Raw genomic sequence first — 17,876 nt, 5'->3', positions numbered from 1 at the left:
TCACTCAACTTCTATTTCCTCCTAGACATCTAGATTCGTAACATAACGTGCATTTGCTTCGATAAAATCTCTTCTTGGTTCTACTTTTTCACCCATCAAAGTCGAGAATATTAAGTCTGCTTCTACTGCATCATCTATATTGACATTCATAATGGTTCTGACTGATGGATCCATTGTCGTGGACCAAAGTTGTTCAGCATTCATTTCACCAAGACCTTTATATCTTTGCATACTAATTCCTGTTCTACCAATTTCACTTAATAGTTTATTAAGTTCTTTATCTGAATAAACATAATAAATACTCTTACTCTTCTTAACCTTGAAAAGTGGTGGCATTGCAATGTAAACATGTCCTTGTTCAATTAATGGTCTCATGAATCTAAAGAAGAATGTCAAAATAAGGGTTCTAATATGTGCACCATCGACATCGGCATCCGTCATAATAAATATTTTATCATAGCGTAATTTTTCGATATCAAAATCTTCTCCTATGCCGCATCCAAAGGCTGTGATCATCGCTCTGATTTCAGCTGAGTTGAATATTCTGGAAAAGTTAGATTTTTCAACATTCATGATCTTACCTCTAAGGGGTAAGATCGCTTGTATAGAACGATCTCTTCCCAGTTTTGCAGAGCCTCCTGCAGAGTCCCCTTCCACTAGGTAAATTTCACATTTAGAAGGATCTCTTTCTGAACAATCCGCAAGTTTACCTGGTAAAGTGAGACCATCGAGGGCCCCTTTTCTTCGGGTTAGTTCTCTCGCTTTTCTAGCCGCTTCTCTTGCCTTAGCAGAAGTTAAACACTTATCTATAACCACTTTTGCTTGAGATGGATTCTCTTCCAGAAAAACTTGAATCATTTCAGAACAAATGGATTCTACAATACCTCTTATTTCACTATTACCGAGTTTTGTTTTAGTTTGTCCTTCAAATTGAGGATTCTCCATCTTAACCGAAATAATAGCCGTTAATCCCTCTCTAACGTCTTCTCCAGTGAGATTTTCATCTTTTTCTTTAATGATACCCTTACGTCTACCATAATCGTTTATAACGCGTGTGAGCGCTGATTTAAAACCAACTAAATGCGTACCACCTTCATGCGTACTGATATTATTGGCAAATGTAAACAGATTTTCTGAGTAACCATCTGTATATTGCATTGCAATTTCAACAGTGCTACCCTCACTTGTCTGTTCAGCATATATGATATCTTCATGAATAGGATTTCTGTTGACGTTCAAGTAAGAAACAAATTCCTTAATACCGCCTTCATAGAAAAATTTAGAAACTTTTTCTTTTCCAACGCGCTTGTCTGAAATTGAAATTTCTATACCCTTATTTAAAAATGCCAATTCTCTTATTCTGGATTCAAGTACTGTAAAGTCATAATCTATTTCCTCAAATATGAGATAATCTGCTTTAAAAGAAGTTTTCGTCCCGGTAATTGAATCGTTTTCAAGTTCACCAATCACATGAAGTTTTTCGTTTGTGTGACCTCTTTCAAAGCCAATTTTGTAGATTTGACCATTTCTTTTTACTTCAACGTGAAACCATTCAGAAAGTGCATTTACAACAGATGCACCAACACCGTGAAGCCCCCCTGAAACCTTGTATCCACCACCGCCAAATTTACCACCGGCATGTAAAATCGTATGAATAACTTCCACAGCAGGTATACCCATTTTGTGATGCATATCTATAGGCATTCCTCTACCATCATCTTCCACAGTAATGATATTATCAGGCTCTATTGACACACTTATTTTATTACAATACCCCGCCAAAGCTTCATCAATACTGTTATCAATGATTTCATATACCAAGTGGTGAAGACCTCTTAAACTTGTAGATCCAATATACATTCCTGGACGTTTTCTTACCGCTTCGAGTCCTTCAAGTACCTGTATCTGATCAGCATTGTACTCTTGATTTGACATTTCTACCTCCTACTAGCATTTAATACTTCCATTTTTCACTTTTATTAATTTAGAAGCATTTATATAATCATCTAATAGATTTTTTACATCTGTTGTTGTGATGATCGTTTGAACATTTTTTAAAGTATATATGAGATCTTTTTGACGTTTATAATCGAGCTCACTCATGACATCATCAAGTAGTAAAATAGGATACTCACCCACTTCCTTTTTGATAATTTCAATTTCTGAAAGCTTTAATGATAATGCCGCAGTTCTCTGTTGCCCTTGAGAACCAAAAGATTTGATATTGATATCATTTATTTTTATATCTATGTCATCTCGATGAGGTCCAATAGAAGTAAAACCTCTTTTGATATCACTCTCTTGATTTTTTTTAAATCCCGCTATTAAGTCATCCTTTATTGTATCATAATTTGTTAGGTTCTTAACAGATGTAATATAATTAATTGATAAATTTTCACTATGATTTGTTATATTACTATGAATTTCTCTGCTGATCTCGCCAAGACTTTCTATGAAATGCATTCTTTTCATAATGATCTTAGACCCTTTAGCTGCTAATTGCTCATCCCAAATATCTAAAGTCTCTTTATAGGCCGGTTTATAAAATATTTTCTTTAGCAATTCATTTCTTTGTATTAGAATTCGATTGTACTCGATGATATCAAGGCAGTAAATTTTACTGATATGTGAAAGCTCTCTATTGATGAATTTTCTGCGCTCACTTGGGCTATCTTTTATGAGTTTTAAATCGTCTGGATAAAAAAGGACCAAATTAATCGTTCCTAGCAAATCCGAAATTTTAGTGATGTTAACACCATTGACTAAAAATTCTTTTTTGTTTTTGTGATTAATTCTGTATTCAATGACCTCTTCATAGCCATTTTCATGTTCTATCTCAATTTTTACAGAAGTAATCTCTTCGTTAAAATTGACAAGATCAGAATCTTTAGAAGTTCTAAAAGACTTGCCAAACCCACATACATATAATGCCTCCAGTAAATTTGTCTTGCCTTGAGCATTATCACCCACAATAATATTGAGATGTTCATCAAAACCTAATTTAACATAATTATAGTTTCTGAAATTTTTAAGCGCAATAGACTTAATTTTCAATAGCGCACCTCTACTTGTTTTTAAAGACCTTTAATATAAATTTTTCCTGAGGGTGACCCATTTCATCAGGTATAATCACTTCTACTTCATCTTGATCATGAATCTTTTTACCGCGCATCATACAGACTTCACCATTCACTTTTACAAAACCTTCTTGAATTAACAATTTAGAAACACCGCCTGAGTCTACAATAGCTGCATATTTAAGCAATTGATCTAGTTTAATAAAATCCGTTTTGATCTCTATTTTTTTCATTTGACCACCCTTATCTAGATATTCTACAAGGTAATACTAAATACGTATAACTTTCATGATCTATAGGTCTAATAATACATGGACTTACATTGTTAATAAGTTCCAAATAAATTTCTTCACTATCGATTACTTTGAGCGCATCAATGAGGTATTTGGGATTAAAACCAATTTCAAGATCATTACCTTCTAGTTCTACATTGAGTTTTTCCATAGAACTTCCCATTTCAGAACTAGAAGATATTTTAATAAGATCATCTTTTATTTCTAATTTGATGGCTACATTTTTATTTTCTCTAGCCATTAGGAAAGAACGATCAATACATGTTAAAAATTCATTTGTATTCACTTTAGCGACCGATTTAAAATCACTTGGTAGTATTTGAGTGTAATTAATAAATTCACCTGCAAGTAATCTTGAATACACTTTCAAGGATTCAAAAGTAAATAAAACTTGTTTATCGTCAAATGAAATTTTAAGATCACCCTTGGATTCCACCTGCATCATAATTTTATTGATTTCGTTTAAAGTTCTACCGGGTACAACTGCTTTGTTGCTTAAATTTGTTTTTATGTTAGCGCGTTTAATGGCCATTCTAAATCCATCTAATGCCACCATATTAAATTTGCCGTTTTCAATTTCAAGAAGAGCACCTGTAAGTATCGGTCTGGATTCATCTTGAGAAATAGCAAAACTGGTTTGTTTGATCATATTTGAAAAAAGTTCCTTATCAATTTCAAAAGAATTTTGATCTTCAATGTTAGGGAGTTCGGGATACTCATTACCAGGAAGACCCACTATTTTAAAACTAGACTCTAGACAATTAATAGCGATCACATTATTGTCACTTACTTCAATTTCGATTGTATTATTCGGTAATTTTTTAATAAGTTCAGTTAGTAGTCTAGATGGAATTACAATATTCCCCTCTTCATAAACCGTTACATTCATAAATGTTTCTATGCTTAGATTTAAATCGTTTCCAATTATTCTTAATTGATCACCTACAGTTTCAAAAAAGATACCAGATAATATAGGTAAAGTTGTCTTGCTAGAAACAGCTTTTGAAACTAAATTAATAGCTGTTGATAATTCTTGCTGATTACATGAAAATTTCATGGGTGATCCTCCTTTTATAAATATAAATTAGATAATTATTTTACTAGTAATAGTAATAGGGGCTGTTGATTTGTGGAAAACCACTTCTAGACATGCAATAGAGCCAAAATCACTCTGGTTAGCCTGTGTATAAAAAGAGGTAAACTGGCTAAGTTGTCCACTGTGCATAAAAGCGAAAAAAAAATAAGTTATGCACAAAAAAGTTATACACATGTACACAGGGGTATCAATCCCCTTTAATTTCTTTAATAATGCCCTCTATTCGATGTTTTAAGTCAAAATCATTGCTCATATCGTTGTTTATTTTTTCGCAAGCATGAATAACGGTTGTATGATCACGACCACCAAACTCTTCACCAATCTTTGGTAATGAAAGATCCGTAAGTTCTCTTGAAATGTACATCGCTATTTGTCTAGGGTATGCAATTTGGCGTGTTCTTTTTTTGGATTCAAAATCATCTATCTTCATATTAAAGTATTCAGCCACAGTCGCTTTAATCAAATCAACATCAATTTTTCTGGCTTTAGAGGAAGCAATTAGATCTTTAAGTGCTTCATTGGCAAGTGAAATGTCAACTTCTCTCTTTGTAAGTGTGGAATATGCAACAACTCTGTTTAAAGCACCTTCAAGTTCTCTAATATTAGATTTTATTTTGGAAGCAATAAATTCAAAGACTTCATTTGGAACATCTGCGCGATCTCTTTCAGATTTTTTCCTCAATATAGCGATTCTCGTTTCAAAATCTGGTGCTTGAATATCTGATATTAAACCCCATTCAAAACGCGATCTCAATCGATCTTCAAGTGTGGGAATTTCTTTAGGGGGTCTATCAGATGAAACGATGATTTGCTTATTATCTTCATAAAGTGCGTTAAATGTATGGAAAAACTCTTCTTGAGTACGTTCCTTACCTGCAATAAATTGAATATCATCCACGAGTAGAACATCAACAGTTCTGTATTTATTTCTGAATTCTTCATTCTTATCATCTTTAATAGAATTGATGAGTTCATTTGTAAATTTTTCACTTGAGACATAGTAGATTTTGGCATTTTTATTTTGGGACAGAATGTAGTGTCCAATGGCATGCATTAAATGTGTTTTACCAAGACCAACGCCTCCATATATAAAAAGTGGGTTATAAGCTCTTGCTGGAGATTCTGCAACTGCAAGAGATGCAGCGTGTGCAAATCGATTGCTGTTGCCAACGACAAATTCATTAAAAACATATCTTGGATTTAAATTTGTAGACTCTAAGATATCGTTGACTTCTTGTGCCATTGCAGCTTTATTCTTATCAAGTGTATTTTCTTCAGGAATGATGTATTTTACAACAAAATCTTGATTCGTCACATGTTTGATTGTATTTTTAATCAAATCATTGTATCTTGTTTCTAAAACACTTCTATTTAAAACACTTAAAGTTTGCAATATAATCGTACTGCCCTCGATGGTGACTGGATCGATTGTTTCAATCCAAGTATTGAAACTAACGGTCATTAATTCATTTCTCATAATTTCCCTGGCTTGATCCCAAATGGTCTGCAAGTAATTATCCATGTGTTATCCTCCTAATTGCTGATAGTTATCCACAAATAAATGTTAATATTGTTGATAGTTTAAAAAGTGGCATTACGAATTTCTAATGTATAAAATTGTGGATAAATACGATCAAAATAGACTTATCAACAGAAAATAGCCTAGTTTATCAACAGTATCAACAGTGGAATATGCAAAAAGTCAAAAAAAAATCGATAAATAATCAACATATCATACTTATCCACAACTTCATCTCAAAGAAAACGGTAAATTGTTAGTACAAATTATTTTACCAAAGATTAAGGCTTTTTTCAAACTTATCCACAAAAAATATTAATTTATTTATGATTTTAAACATGTGGATATCTTTTTGATGAATTCTAAAAATAATTTTGCAAAATATATTGTGGATAAGTCTATTTTTTTCTCCACAACATTTTTTAGAATATACCACATAAGTTTATTGCTTCAGCATGCATTACTATATATAGTAGAAAACGGTTTCATCCGGTATAATATGAATTACTTGATGTTATAACTTGACAGGTGAAGCCCTTCAAGTTATAATATTTTAGCGGACTTGTGTAGAAAATTTGTTAACATATATAATTTGTTCACAATTAAGGAGGTGTCTGATAATGAAGCAAACTTTTCAACCTAAGAAGAGACAAAGAAAAGTTGAGCATGGATTTAGAAAGAGAATGAAATCAAGCTCAGGTAGAAATATTCTTAAATCAAGAAGAAGAAAAGGTAGAAAAAAATTATCTGCTTAATGGATGAAAAGACCGCAGTCAGTGGTCTTTTTTTGCAATGTAATTTTCACTTTTAGTTTAGAAAAGCGAGTGTCGCTCGTTTATAGGATTTAAGTTGGAGGTCTTATGACTTATGAAAGTTTGAAGAAACCTTCAGAGTTCAGTAAGGTATATAAAAGAGGAAAATCTTTTGCAGATAAGTATTTGGTGATGTATATTCTACCTAACAAACTCGGATTTACACGTGTAGGTTTATCGGTAAGTAAAAAAGTTGGGAACAGTGTTAGACGCAATAGAATAAAGAGATTGATCAGAGAAGCGTTTCGTTTGAATTATCTGAGTAATGGCAATTATGATATAGTTTTTATAGCACGTGTGAGATCAAATGATGCAGATTATGCTAAAATTGAAAAATCTATGAAATTTTTATTAAATAAAATGATTAGTAAGCGTGATTAAAATGAAATATGTTATGATATTTATGATAAAATTATATCAAAAGTTTATATCCCCTCTATTAGGTAGTAATTGTAGATTTCTTCCTACTTGTTCTCAATATTCAGTTGAGGCAATAGAAAAATATGGGGCAATTAAGGGTGGCTTCCTTAGTGTGAAAAGAATTTCAAAATGTCATCCTTTTCATCCAGGTGGGTATGATCCATTAGAATAGTAAATAGGAGGAGAATTCATTGACGATATTTGCGCAAATTTTTGGTTACTTATTGGGGTTAATTTTTAATTTAGTACAAGATTATGGTATTGCAATCATCATATTTACATTGATAACAAAATTGATTTTGTTGCCACTTACGATCAAGCAGTTAAAATCTTCGAAGGAAATGGCAGCAATTCAACCTAAGATAAAAGAAATTCAAGAGAAATACAAAGGCAATCAAGAAAAAATACAACAACTTACAATGGAACTTTATAAAGAACATAATTATAATCCATTAAGTGGTTGTTTGCCGATCTTAATTCAGTTTCCAGTTATTATTGGTCTTTTTACTGCTTTAAGACAACCGGAGTTGTATGTTTTTGCCGGAAACCCAGAATTGCTGATCAGTGCAACACAAGATGCATTTTTATGGGTTCCAAATTTAGCGTTGCCTGATTTAATTGGAAATATTGTGCCAAATGGTCCGGATTGGTTAATTGCATTACCAGGACTTTTACCTATAACTTCGGCAGCATTAACTTATTTTCAAATGGCAACAATGAGCACTGCACCTGCTGCAAATGGTGCTGCAAATACTCAAATGAAAGTAATGCAAACCATTTTCCCAGTAATGATTCTATTTTGGGGTAAAAATTTGTCCGCTGGTCTGATTTTATATTGGACGATTGGTAATTTATTCCAAATTGGTCAACAATATATTATGAATAGACAAGTTAAGGGGGATGCATAGTACATGAAATTTGTCGAAAAATATGGTAAGAGTGTTGAAGAAGCACTAAGACTAGCATTAATTGAACTTGATGCCAGCCGAGATGAAGTTGAATACGAAATTATTGAAGAAGGTTCTAAAGGCTTTTTAGGTTTTGGTGCTAAGGAAACTAAAATTAAAGTGAGTAAAAAGCACAATGCTGCTGATATAGCACAGACGTTTTTAGCGAGTTTGTTAAGAGAGATGAATATTTCAGCAAGTATTAGTGCTGAATTATTTGATGATAATCTTTCTATTAATATGGCTGGTGAGGATATGGCCATTTTAATTGGAAAAAGAGGTCAAACACTTGATTCTTTGCAATATCTTATCAGCTTAGTGGTCAATAAAAATCGTGATGAATATGTAAGAGTTGTACTGGATACAGAAAATTATAGAATGAAGCGAAAAGAGACACTTGAAAATTTAGCTGGAAAACTTGCTTTTAAGGTTAAAAAATCTAGAAAGAATGTTATTTTAGAACCAATGAATCCTTATGAAAGACGTATTATTCATTCGGCACTTCAAAACAATCCTTTTGTCAGTACAAAATCGGAGGGTGATGAGCCTTTTAGAAAAGTCGTTATATATTACGATTATAAAAAGAATAGAGCTAACTAATCCAATAACCCAGTTAACCACTGGGTTATATTTTAATTTGTAATTTAGGAGTGATTAAATTGTTATTTGATACAATTACAGCTATTTCAACACCGATAGGAGAAGGTGCTATTGGTATTGTGCGTATAAGTGGTCCGGATGCCTTTCCAATATTATCTGAAATTTTTAAACCTATTAGAAGTTCTAGTGGCATTTTAGAAAATAGAAAAATGTATTATGGACATATCGTAAGTGATGAAAAAATAATGGATGAAGTGATGGTTGTTAAATTACCTTCAAGCGGTTCTTATACGATGGAAGATATCGTTGAGATCAATTGTCATGGGGGACTGATGCCACTTAGAGAAATTCTTGCATTAATTTTAACAAAAGGGGCAAGAATTGCTGATAAAGGTGAATTTACAAAACGTGCTTTTTTGAACGGCAGAATTGATCTTGCACAAGCTGAGTCGGTAATGGATCTCATCAGCGCAAAAACTGAAATTGGATTTGATATTGCAATGCATCAGCTCAAGGGACATCTGTCTGAAAAGATTACGAAATATCGAGATATTTTGATTGCCTTAATGGCTGAAATTGAAGTTTCTATAGATTATCCTGAAGAAGATATTGAAGAAATTACGTATTCTAAGATTGAATCTACGCTTACTGATTTAAAAGAGCATTTGAGTGTGCTTATTGAGAAATCAAAGTCTGGTAAAATTATAAGAGAAGGTTTAAAAACAGTTATCGTTGGAAAACCTAATGTTGGAAAATCGAGTTTGATGAATGCTTTACTTAAGGATTCAAGGGCAATTGTGACTGAAATTCCAGGAACCACAAGAGATGTTATTGAAGAATATATGAATATTTCGGGTATACCGATTAAATTGATTGATACAGCTGGCATAAGAGAAACAGAAGATGTGGTTGAAAAAATTGGTGTGCAAAAATCGAAGCATTATTTTAATGAAGCGGACCTTATTATTTTTGTTTTGGATGCTTCTGAAGTGTTGACTAAGGAAGATCATGATCTCATGGAACTTGTAAAAAACAAGCATGCCATTGTGATTATCAATAAAACGGATTTGGAAAGCAAAATAGAGATGGCCTATATTAACGCGGTGTTGGTGGATAAAGCGATTATAAAAGCTTCAGTCCATAACGATCTTGGTATTGAAGCTTTAGAAAATGAAATCAAAACCATGGTATTTGGAAATGAAGTGGATATGAATCATACGGATATTATAAGCAATACGCGGCATATTCAACTGGTCAAAGATGCAGAAAAGAATATTTTAGAAGCCTTAAGTGCGGTACGCTCTGGAATGCCTTATGATTTTATTGAAGTTGATGTCAAAAATGCAATTTTAAATTTAGGGCATGTCACTGGGGAAAGTGTTGAGGAAGATTTAATGAACACGATTTTTAGTAATTTTTGTTTAGGAAAGTAGAGGAATCAAAATGGTTAGAACTTTTGATGCAGGATATTTTGAATGTATAGTGATTGGTGCAGGACATGCAGGATGTGAAGCTGCGCTCGCAAGTGCTCGGATGGGTGTTAAGACTTTGATTTTATCGATTAATTTAGATTCAATTGCGATGATGCCTTGTAATCCTTCTATCGGTGGCACAGGGAAAGGACATCTCGTAAAAGAAATTGATGCACTCGGTGGTGAAATGGGTCTTAATATTGATAAATCTTTCGTTCAAAGTAAGATGCTCAATAGTTCTAAAGGACCTGCTGTTCATTCACTACGTGCCCAAGCGGATAAACATCAGTATCATACTGAAATGAAAAAAGTACTTGAGAACACAAATAATCTCTATGTGAAACAGGCAGAAGTGACTTCTTTAATCATCGAAGATCATATGATCAAAGGCGTTATTACGAGCATAGGTTCTAAATATACTTGTGACGTTGCGGTACTCTCTACAGGTACTTATTTGGGAAGTACTATTTTTATAGGTGATGCCGAACTACGAAGCGGTCCAAACGGACTTTCAGGTTCTTATGAATTAGTGGACAGTTTAAATCAGTATGAGTTTGACTTAAGAAGATTTAAAACAGGTACACCTGCTCGTGTGGATAAAAGGTCTCTTAATTTTGACAAAATGGAAGTACAATGGGGTGATCAAGACTATGAGTTATTTTCTTTTATGAATGATGAATTAAGGCTTGATGAATTACCTTGTTGGTTAACCTACACAAATAATGTGACGCATGAGATTATACTGAGTAATTTGGATAAATCTGGTCTTTTTACTGGCGCCATTGAAGGTACTGGCCCAAGATATTGTCCATCTATTGAAACTAAATTACAGAGATTTACAGATAAACCGAGACATCAGCTCTTTATAGAACCTGAAGGTAGAGATACTAATGAGATGTATGTTCAGGGCATGTCTACAAGTTTATCAGAGGATGTGCAATTAGCTTTTATGAGATCTATACCGGGTATGGCGCAATGTGAAATTATGAGACCGGCATATGCAATTGAGTATGATTGCATAAATCCATTGATGTTAAATCTTTCTTTAGAGCTTAAATCCGTGAAGGGTCTTTTTTCAGCGGGTCAATTCAATGGGACATCAGGTTATGAAGAAGCTGCTGCGCAGGGGTTAATTGCTGGCATTAATGCAGCGCTAAAGTTCAAGGGTGAAGAACCGCTTATACTGGATAGATCAGAAGCTTATATTGGTGTACTGATAGATGATCTTGTCACTAAGGGGACTGATGAGCCCTATAGGATGATGACTTCAAGGGCAGAGTATAGATTGGTCTTAAGACAAGATAATGCAGATTTGAGATTAACGCAAAAAGGCTATGATATTGGACTTGTAAAAGAAGATCGCTATTTAAGATTTCAAAAGAAATTAGAGATGATTGATAAAGAATATATGCGCATTCAATCGGTAAATTTAAAAATGGAGTCTTTAAACAACGCTTTAGCGTCTATTGAGAGCAGTCCTGTAACACAAGGTACTAAATTGATAGATATTTTAAGAAGACCTGAAGTTTTTTATAAGCATCTTATAGCTGTTGATGAAACGAGACCCAATGAACTGACAAAAGATGTTATAAAACAAATAGAAGTTTCCGTCAAATATGAAGGCTATATCAAAAAACAAATGCAACAAATTGAAAAATTTAAAGCACTTGAAGAAAAAAAATTATCTTATAATATTAATTATAATGAAATAGAGAGTTTGAGATTAGAAGCGAGACAAAAATTGATGAAAATAAAGCCTGATTCAATAGGTCAAGCATCAAGAATATCGGGTGTATCGCCATCTGATATATCTGTGTTACTTGTCTATTTAGAGCAACAGAGGAGAAAAAATAAATGATGAATAATTTATTTGAATCTATGAATATAGCGCTTTCAATGTCACAGTATGATAAACTCGAAAAATACTATTCTTTCTTAATAGATGAAAATGAGAAATATAATTTAACTGCAATTACAGAGCGCAAAGATGTATTTATCAAGCATTTTTTAGACTCTATGCTCATTAAAAATAGTGGGGTTGAAGTGGCTCATAAAACTATTATTGATATTGGAATTGGTGCTGGATTTCCTTCTATTCCCATTAAAATATTAGAACCGAGTATAAAAGTAACGGGACTTGATTCATTGAATAAAAGAATTACTTTTTTGAATCAATTGGTACAGGTACTTGAATTAGATCATTGCGCTTTTATCCATGGAAGAGCTGAGGATTTTGGTCAGGATAGCCAATACAGAGAAGGGTATGATATAGCTGTTTCGAGAGCGGTTGCAGAGCTTAGATTGCTGCTGGAACTTGTGATGCCCTTTGTAAAAATAAATGGTTATTTTATCGCCTATAAGAGTATTAAAACTAAAACGGAATTAGATGATGCACAAAATGCATTTCAATGTATGAAATCTGAATTAGTAGAGGTTCAAAAAGTCATATTACCAGATGGCTATGGTGAAAGAGATCTTTTAATTATTCAAAAGAGAGGTAAAATCGAAAAGAAATATCCTAGAAAACCAGGCGTGCCTAAAAAAAATCCCCTTTAATTAACGAATTGATTTAAATATGACAATTAATAATTTTAGTTTAAATTTATATTGCTTGCTTTAAAAGAAATAAGAGCCCAATCTTGAATATTGGATTCTTATTTCTTTTTTATTTTATGTTTTTTTAGTATAATGAATATAGTATCTTAAATAGGAGGAATACATGGGAAAATCGATTGCTATATTCAATCAAAAAGGTGGTGTTGGTAAAACAACAACGGCTGTAAATTTGGCAGCAGGTCTTGCACAATTAGGACGTAGTGTATTACTCATTGACAATGACCCACAAGGAAACTTAACGAGTGGTGTGGGTGTAGATAAGTATAATGTGGAATACTCCATTTATGAGGTTCTGATTAATAATGTTCCAATCAAATCAGCAATCGTACAAACTAAATTTGATAATTTATCGATTTTGCCAGGAAGTGTGGACCTAGCAGGTGCTGAAATAGAGATTATTGAACTTGATAATAGAGAAACATTATTAAAGAGATGCTTGAGTGAAGTAAAAGAATCTTATGATTATCTTATTATTGATTGCCCACCTTCGTTAGGGATGCTGACGATAAATGCACTTGTAGCTGTAGATAGTGTTGTGATCCCTATTCAGTGTGAATATTATGCACTTGAAGGTGTTAGTCAACTTTTAAATACTTTTAATTTGATAAAGCAGAGTATTAATCCTGAAATTGAAATACAGGGTGTTCTCTTAAGTATGTTTGATGGTAGAACAAATTTATCAATTCAAGTTGTTGAAGAAGTAAAGAAGCATTTTAAGGCGTTGGTTTATTCTACTATTATACCGAGAAATATCAGATTGGCTGAGGCACCTAGTTTTGGTTTGCCTATTATGCATTATGATTCTAAATCTAAAGGATCTGAGGCCTATATGGATTTAGCTGTAGAGTTTATTGAACTTGAGGAGTCAAGATATGAATAAGAAGAGTGGATTGGGGAGAGGGCTTGGCGCTTTAATACCTAACGATATTACAGTAGAGAAAAAATCAAAAATTAATGAAGATGGGGAGATGATCGATCAAATTGATATAAATCTAATTATCCCTAACAGAGATCAACCCAGAAAAGATTTTGACGATTCCAAAATTATAGCATTGGGCGATTCTATAAAGGAATTGGGATTATTACAACCTATTGTTCTTAAGAGGAAAGGTAGCTACTATGAAATCATTGCAGGTGAAAGACGGTGGAGAGCTTGTAAAGAGGTTGGATTAAAAAAGATTCCTTCTATTATAAAGGATGTTGATGAGTTCACGGTTGCTCAATTATCTCTAGTGGAGAACATTCAACGTGAGGATTTAAATGCTATTGAGGAAGCTGTTGCTTATCACAAGTTAATTGATGAATTTAAAATTACACAAGAGAGTTTAAGTAAAATTGTTGGAAAGAGTAGATCTTATATTACGAATACAATTAGACTTTTAAAACTCGAAGAATTTATTCAACTGGGAATAGCAGATAATACGATTACAAATGGACATGGGCGTTCACTGTTATCCCTTGACACGGATAAAAAGCGTAGAATTGCTTATGAATATATCGTTAAAGAAGGTTTAAGTGTCAGAAAAACTGAGGAACTTGTAAAGCATTATGATCTTTTTTTTAATAAACAACCTTTGCAACGGACACATAAACCCAATAAAAAATTACCTGAAATCATCAACATTGAAGAAGAGTTAGCGGTTTCGATTGGAACAAAGGTAACTATTAAAGAATCTAATGGAAGAGGAAAAATACTGATAGACTTTTACAACATTGATGATCTGAATAGAATTTTGGAATTAATAAATCAAAAATAGTTTCACGTGAAACATTGAAATTCTTATTGGATAATCTCTATTTGAAATGTTCTACGTAATGGAATTGAATATTTATTTAAACCCTTTAGCTAATAATCAAAGCTTATACTCAGTCCACTTCGCTACCTTCGTAACCCTTGCAATCCTATCGGATTGTATTCAGTGGGAGTTTGGACTCCCACTGAATTAGGAAGATGTCCCCCACTTTGAGAAGTGGGGGACATCTCCCCAAGGAATCAAAACATATACTCAGTCCGCTTCGCTACCTTCGTAACCCTTGCAATCCTATCGGATTGTATTCAGTGGGAGTTTGGACTCCCACTGAATTAGGAATATGAACCCCCACTTTGAGAAGTGGGGGACATCTCCCCAAGGGGTATAATAATGAAGCTTGAAATAGGATGTTTCACGTGAAACAATGCCGATTTCAGGCTTCTTTTAATATAACGCACTCTGGATGGCTTAAATTTGAGCTGTGAGATGTTTTAAAGACGCGACGACAACTGTATCAAGGGGAGCGAAAAGAGACGTTACAATTAACTAAGAAAGCGATACGCGTTCAAACCGTTGAAATATCAACACTTTAAAAATCGAAATTAAGTTTATATGAAATAAAAATGAAAAAAATATGAAGTAAATCAATTCTATTGGGTTGATCATAGTTCATAATTAAAAAGCACATCAAAATTACAATTAGGATAAGAGTTATACTTCATGGCATGAATATAGTTAATACAAAAAAAGTGAAAATAGAGTATAATATAAGAAGACGTAAATAAAACTTAGATTGAGGTTTGCATGGTGAAAGAAAGAAAAATTGTCTTTATTATAAATCCTGTCGCTGGTAGAGGTAATACAATTAAGCTACTACCGACCATTAAAGCAAAATTAGATAAAATGATAAATATAAAATACAGCATTCAAGTTTCAAGATACAAAGGCAATATAACTGAAATTGTTAAATCCTATTATGCGGATGGGTATGAAGAATTTATTGGTGTTGGTGGTGATGGTACTTTATCAGAAATAATCAATGGGCTTGAATATGAAAGTGAAAATAAAATTAAAGTGGGAATCATCCCATGTGGAACAGGAAATGATTTTGTTCGATGTTTTGATAGACCAGCAGATATTGATTCCATATTATCTAGAATAGAAAATGAAGAGTCATTGCTCATTGATGTGGGGAAAGTGAATCAGTTCTATTTTATTAATGTGTGTTCATTTGGAATTGATGGTCCTATTATTAAAGATACGGATAAACTTAAAAAAATAATTCCAGGATCAACAGCTTATTTTTTAAGCACCTTGAAGTCGGGTTTGTTTTTTAAAGCCAATAGAGTTTTACTAAATATAGATCAGCAAAAAATAGATAAACCATTAATTTTGATTGCTGTTGGAAACGGAAAATATATTGGTGGTGGAATGAATGTCTGTCCAGATGCTTCGCCACAAGATGGTGTCTTTGATATCTGTATGGTTAATGCAGTTAGCAAAATTTTATTTGCAAAAGAACTTTCTAAAATTTACAGTGGGAAATTGGATCAAGTAAATGAAGTGAGTTATCTTAAAGGAAAAGATATTGAAATACATGATGATAAAGGACAGTATTATATCAATGCAGATGGTAACTTAGTTGGAAAAACACCAGCTAAAATTTCCATGCTCGAAAATGCATTGAAATTTTATTAAAATGGATATATATGTTAAAAACAATGACTCTATAAAGAAAGAAATTATATTTTTTATATAAAATATCGATATACGGATAAAACGTGATATAGCGAAAATTTAGAGGTTTAAACCACATGTGATTAAGTTGAGGAAGTGATATGTATAATATTCAAGTAAAAGAAGCAAAAATGCATTTTATAAAGACAGGCCGTTTAAATAAAAAAATAGTCAACGAAGAAATTTCAAAATCATGGTATAGATGTTTTATCACACATCTAAATTCGGATGAGCCAATAAGATCTAAAAGTCAAAAGGACTCATTAGAAACCACTATGAGTAATGAGATGATAGAAAATATATCTAGGCTTGTAGATCATAACTACGATTACCTGATTTGTGATACCAATGGTGATGTCCTATTCAAGAATATAATTCATGATGTGTATGATGTGATCAATCATGTAGATGAAACTTTGATTGGAACCAATGCTGCTGCGATTTCATTGAGAACAGAAAAATATACGAAAGTGTCTTTAGAAGAGCACTATTTAAATGTCTTTAGCAATTTATATACGGTGGCAATGCCGATCTCATTAAAAGATATTTTTTATGGTGTCTGTATGATCATCAGTGATGTCAATTTGTCAGAATATGATGTGCATCGATTTCAAGAATCACTTAAAAAAATGAAAATAGATTCTAAACTTATTGTGCACAAAGAAAATAAAACGAATTATAGAGTAGATAAATTGTTTGCATATCCAGAATCCTATTTGGCTAATTTTGAAATGAATATTAAAAGACTCTTGGAATATAGAATGCCCATCTTTATCATGGGGTCTAAAGGAAGTGGGAAGACAACTTTAGCACTTTATTTAGCAGAGCAAATTTCAAAATCTAGAATATTAATAAATGTAGTGGACATTCCTAGAAAGGCTAGATATGATGAACTTTTAACAGGATTGTATCAATTTGATACGGTCATAATAGAAAATTTTGAATTGCTAGATTCAAAAAGTATTGCATTGTTAATCGTTTACACTGAAGAAAAAATAATTGCAAACTTAGGATATAAATATAGTGATTTCAAATGCTATAATATAATCTTGACAACAGTTTACACATCGGTTAATGCGCTTGCTGAACTCAATATAAATCAAAGATTGCTATCAAGAATTAAACAAAATTCAATTGTGCTTAAGAATCTTTACGATTTCACAGATGACTATTGTAAACTGGTTAAAAAGATCATTGATAACAATGACGTAAATTGTACACCAGAGTATATTGATAAACTCATAAATAAAAGTGAAATGAAGAACTTTAAAGAAATTGTTCTAGATGTTCAATTATCAGAGCTAAATAATAGAAATGTAAGTGTTTACAGTGTGGAACACTTGTCACATCTTCAAGATGAGAATCTTCTGAGCTTAGATGAAATGGAGGCCAAGTATATTCAGAAAGTGCTCACTAAAGTAGATTATAATCTTACACTGGCAGCAGAAATCATTGGAATTGGAAGAAGTACTTTATATCGTAAACTCGAAAAGTATCAAATTGAAACAAAAATCAAAAAAAAATAAAATCTCATTA

The 17,876-nt window shown here is 32.6% G+C and carries 17 protein-coding genes; 12 read left to right on the top strand and 5 right to left on the bottom strand.

The window, feature by feature from the left end; translation table 11 throughout:
- Positions 1-21 precede the first annotated feature (21 nt).
- The 5 genes from gyrB to dnaA all read right to left on the bottom strand — a co-directional run bounded on the left by gyrB (position 22) and on the right by dnaA (position 5,988).
- Entirely contained in the window at positions 22-1,935 is a 1,914-nt protein-coding gene (gene gyrB / locus F3D3_RS01890) for a DNA topoisomerase (ATP-hydrolyzing) subunit B (protein WP_069870663.1), read from the bottom strand.
- A gap of 12 nt (positions 1,936-1,947) precedes the next feature.
- Entirely contained in the window at positions 1,948-3,054 is a 1,107-nt protein-coding gene (gene recF / locus F3D3_RS01885; RefSeq protein WP_069870661.1) for a DNA replication/repair protein RecF, read from the bottom strand.
- A 10-nt stretch (positions 3,055-3,064) separates the two neighbouring features.
- Positions 3,065-3,310 carry an RNA-binding S4 domain-containing protein gene (locus F3D3_RS01880; protein WP_069870659.1) on the bottom strand — a complete coding sequence of 82 codons (246 nt, stop codon included), beginning with the start codon at positions 3,308-3,310 and terminating at the stop codon, positions 3,065-3,067.
- A 10-nt stretch (positions 3,311-3,320) separates the two neighbouring features.
- Positions 3,321-4,427 carry a DNA polymerase III subunit beta gene (dnaN, locus tag F3D3_RS01875; RefSeq protein ID WP_069870657.1) on the bottom strand — a complete coding sequence of 369 codons (1,107 nt, stop codon included), beginning with the start codon at positions 4,425-4,427 and terminating at the stop codon, positions 3,321-3,323.
- A 226-nt stretch (positions 4,428-4,653) separates the two neighbouring features.
- Entirely contained in the window at positions 4,654-5,988 is a 1,335-nt protein-coding gene (gene dnaA, locus F3D3_RS01870; RefSeq protein WP_069870656.1) for a chromosomal replication initiator protein DnaA, read from the bottom strand.
- A 617-nt stretch (positions 5,989-6,605) separates the two neighbouring features.
- Between dnaA and rpmH the strand changes: the two genes are divergently transcribed.
- The 12 genes from rpmH to F3D3_RS01810 all read left to right on the top strand — a co-directional run bounded on the left by rpmH (position 6,606) and on the right by F3D3_RS01810 (position 17,866).
- On the top strand, positions 6,606-6,740 hold the full coding sequence (gene rpmH / locus F3D3_RS01865; RefSeq protein ID WP_069870654.1) for a 50S ribosomal protein L34: 135 nt from the start codon (positions 6,606-6,608) through the stop codon (positions 6,738-6,740).
- Positions 6,741-6,845: 105 nt separating this feature from the next.
- Positions 6,846-7,178, top strand: coding sequence for a ribonuclease P protein component (gene rnpA, locus F3D3_RS01860; protein ID WP_069870652.1), 333 nt, complete (start codon positions 6,846-6,848; stop codon positions 7,176-7,178).
- A gap of 1 nt (position 7,179) precedes the next feature.
- A complete protein-coding gene (gene yidD / locus F3D3_RS01855; RefSeq protein ID WP_069870650.1) occupies positions 7,180-7,389 on the top strand; it encodes a membrane protein insertion efficiency factor YidD in 210 nt (69 codons plus the stop codon).
- Between the two features lie 19 nt (positions 7,390-7,408).
- Positions 7,409-8,125 carry a YidC/Oxa1 family membrane protein insertase gene (locus F3D3_RS01850; protein ID WP_069870648.1) on the top strand — a complete coding sequence of 239 codons (717 nt, stop codon included), beginning with the start codon at positions 7,409-7,411 and terminating at the stop codon, positions 8,123-8,125.
- A gap of 3 nt (positions 8,126-8,128) precedes the next feature.
- Positions 8,129-8,764 (top strand): RNA-binding cell elongation regulator Jag/EloR, encoded by a 636-nt coding sequence (jag, locus tag F3D3_RS01845; protein WP_069870646.1) that lies wholly within the window; start codon positions 8,129-8,131, stop codon positions 8,762-8,764.
- Between the two features lie 59 nt (positions 8,765-8,823).
- Positions 8,824-10,197 carry a tRNA uridine-5-carboxymethylaminomethyl(34) synthesis GTPase MnmE gene (gene mnmE, locus F3D3_RS01840; RefSeq protein ID WP_139131985.1) on the top strand — a complete coding sequence of 458 codons (1,374 nt, stop codon included), beginning with the start codon at positions 8,824-8,826 and terminating at the stop codon, positions 10,195-10,197.
- A 10-nt stretch (positions 10,198-10,207) separates the two neighbouring features.
- Entirely contained in the window at positions 10,208-12,094 is a 1,887-nt protein-coding gene (gene mnmG, locus F3D3_RS01835) for a tRNA uridine-5-carboxymethylaminomethyl(34) synthesis enzyme MnmG (protein WP_069870642.1), read from the top strand.
- Positions 12,091-12,792 carry a 16S rRNA (guanine(527)-N(7))-methyltransferase RsmG gene (gene rsmG / locus F3D3_RS01830; RefSeq protein WP_069870640.1) on the top strand — a complete coding sequence of 234 codons (702 nt, stop codon included), beginning with the start codon at positions 12,091-12,093 and terminating at the stop codon, positions 12,790-12,792. Before mnmG ends, rsmG begins: the two co-directional genes overlap by 4 nt.
- A 163-nt stretch (positions 12,793-12,955) precedes the next feature.
- Positions 12,956-13,732 carry a ParA family protein gene (locus tag F3D3_RS01825; RefSeq protein ID WP_069870638.1) on the top strand — a complete coding sequence of 259 codons (777 nt, stop codon included), beginning with the start codon at positions 12,956-12,958 and terminating at the stop codon, positions 13,730-13,732.
- A complete protein-coding gene (locus tag F3D3_RS01820; protein WP_069870636.1) occupies positions 13,725-14,609 on the top strand; it encodes a ParB/RepB/Spo0J family partition protein in 885 nt (294 codons plus the stop codon). Before F3D3_RS01825 ends, F3D3_RS01820 begins: the two co-directional genes overlap by 8 nt.
- 798 nt (positions 14,610-15,407) lie before the next feature.
- Complete coding sequence (locus tag F3D3_RS01815; protein WP_069870634.1) at positions 15,408-16,301, top strand: diacylglycerol kinase family protein; 894 nt, start codon at positions 15,408-15,410, stop codon at positions 16,299-16,301.
- Positions 16,302-16,441: 140 nt separating this feature from the next.
- Positions 16,442-17,866 (top strand): helix-turn-helix domain-containing protein, encoded by a 1,425-nt coding sequence (locus tag F3D3_RS01810; RefSeq protein WP_069870632.1) that lies wholly within the window; start codon positions 16,442-16,444, stop codon positions 17,864-17,866.
- The last annotated feature ends 10 nt before the right edge of the window (positions 17,867-17,876 follow it).

This window comes from Fusibacter sp. 3D3 (assembly GCF_001748365.1).
GTDB lineage: Bacteria > Bacillota > Clostridia > Peptostreptococcales > Acidaminobacteraceae > Fusibacter_A.
Note: the sequence above shows the minus strand (reverse complement) of the source record. Positions and strands in the feature narration are given on the sequence as shown.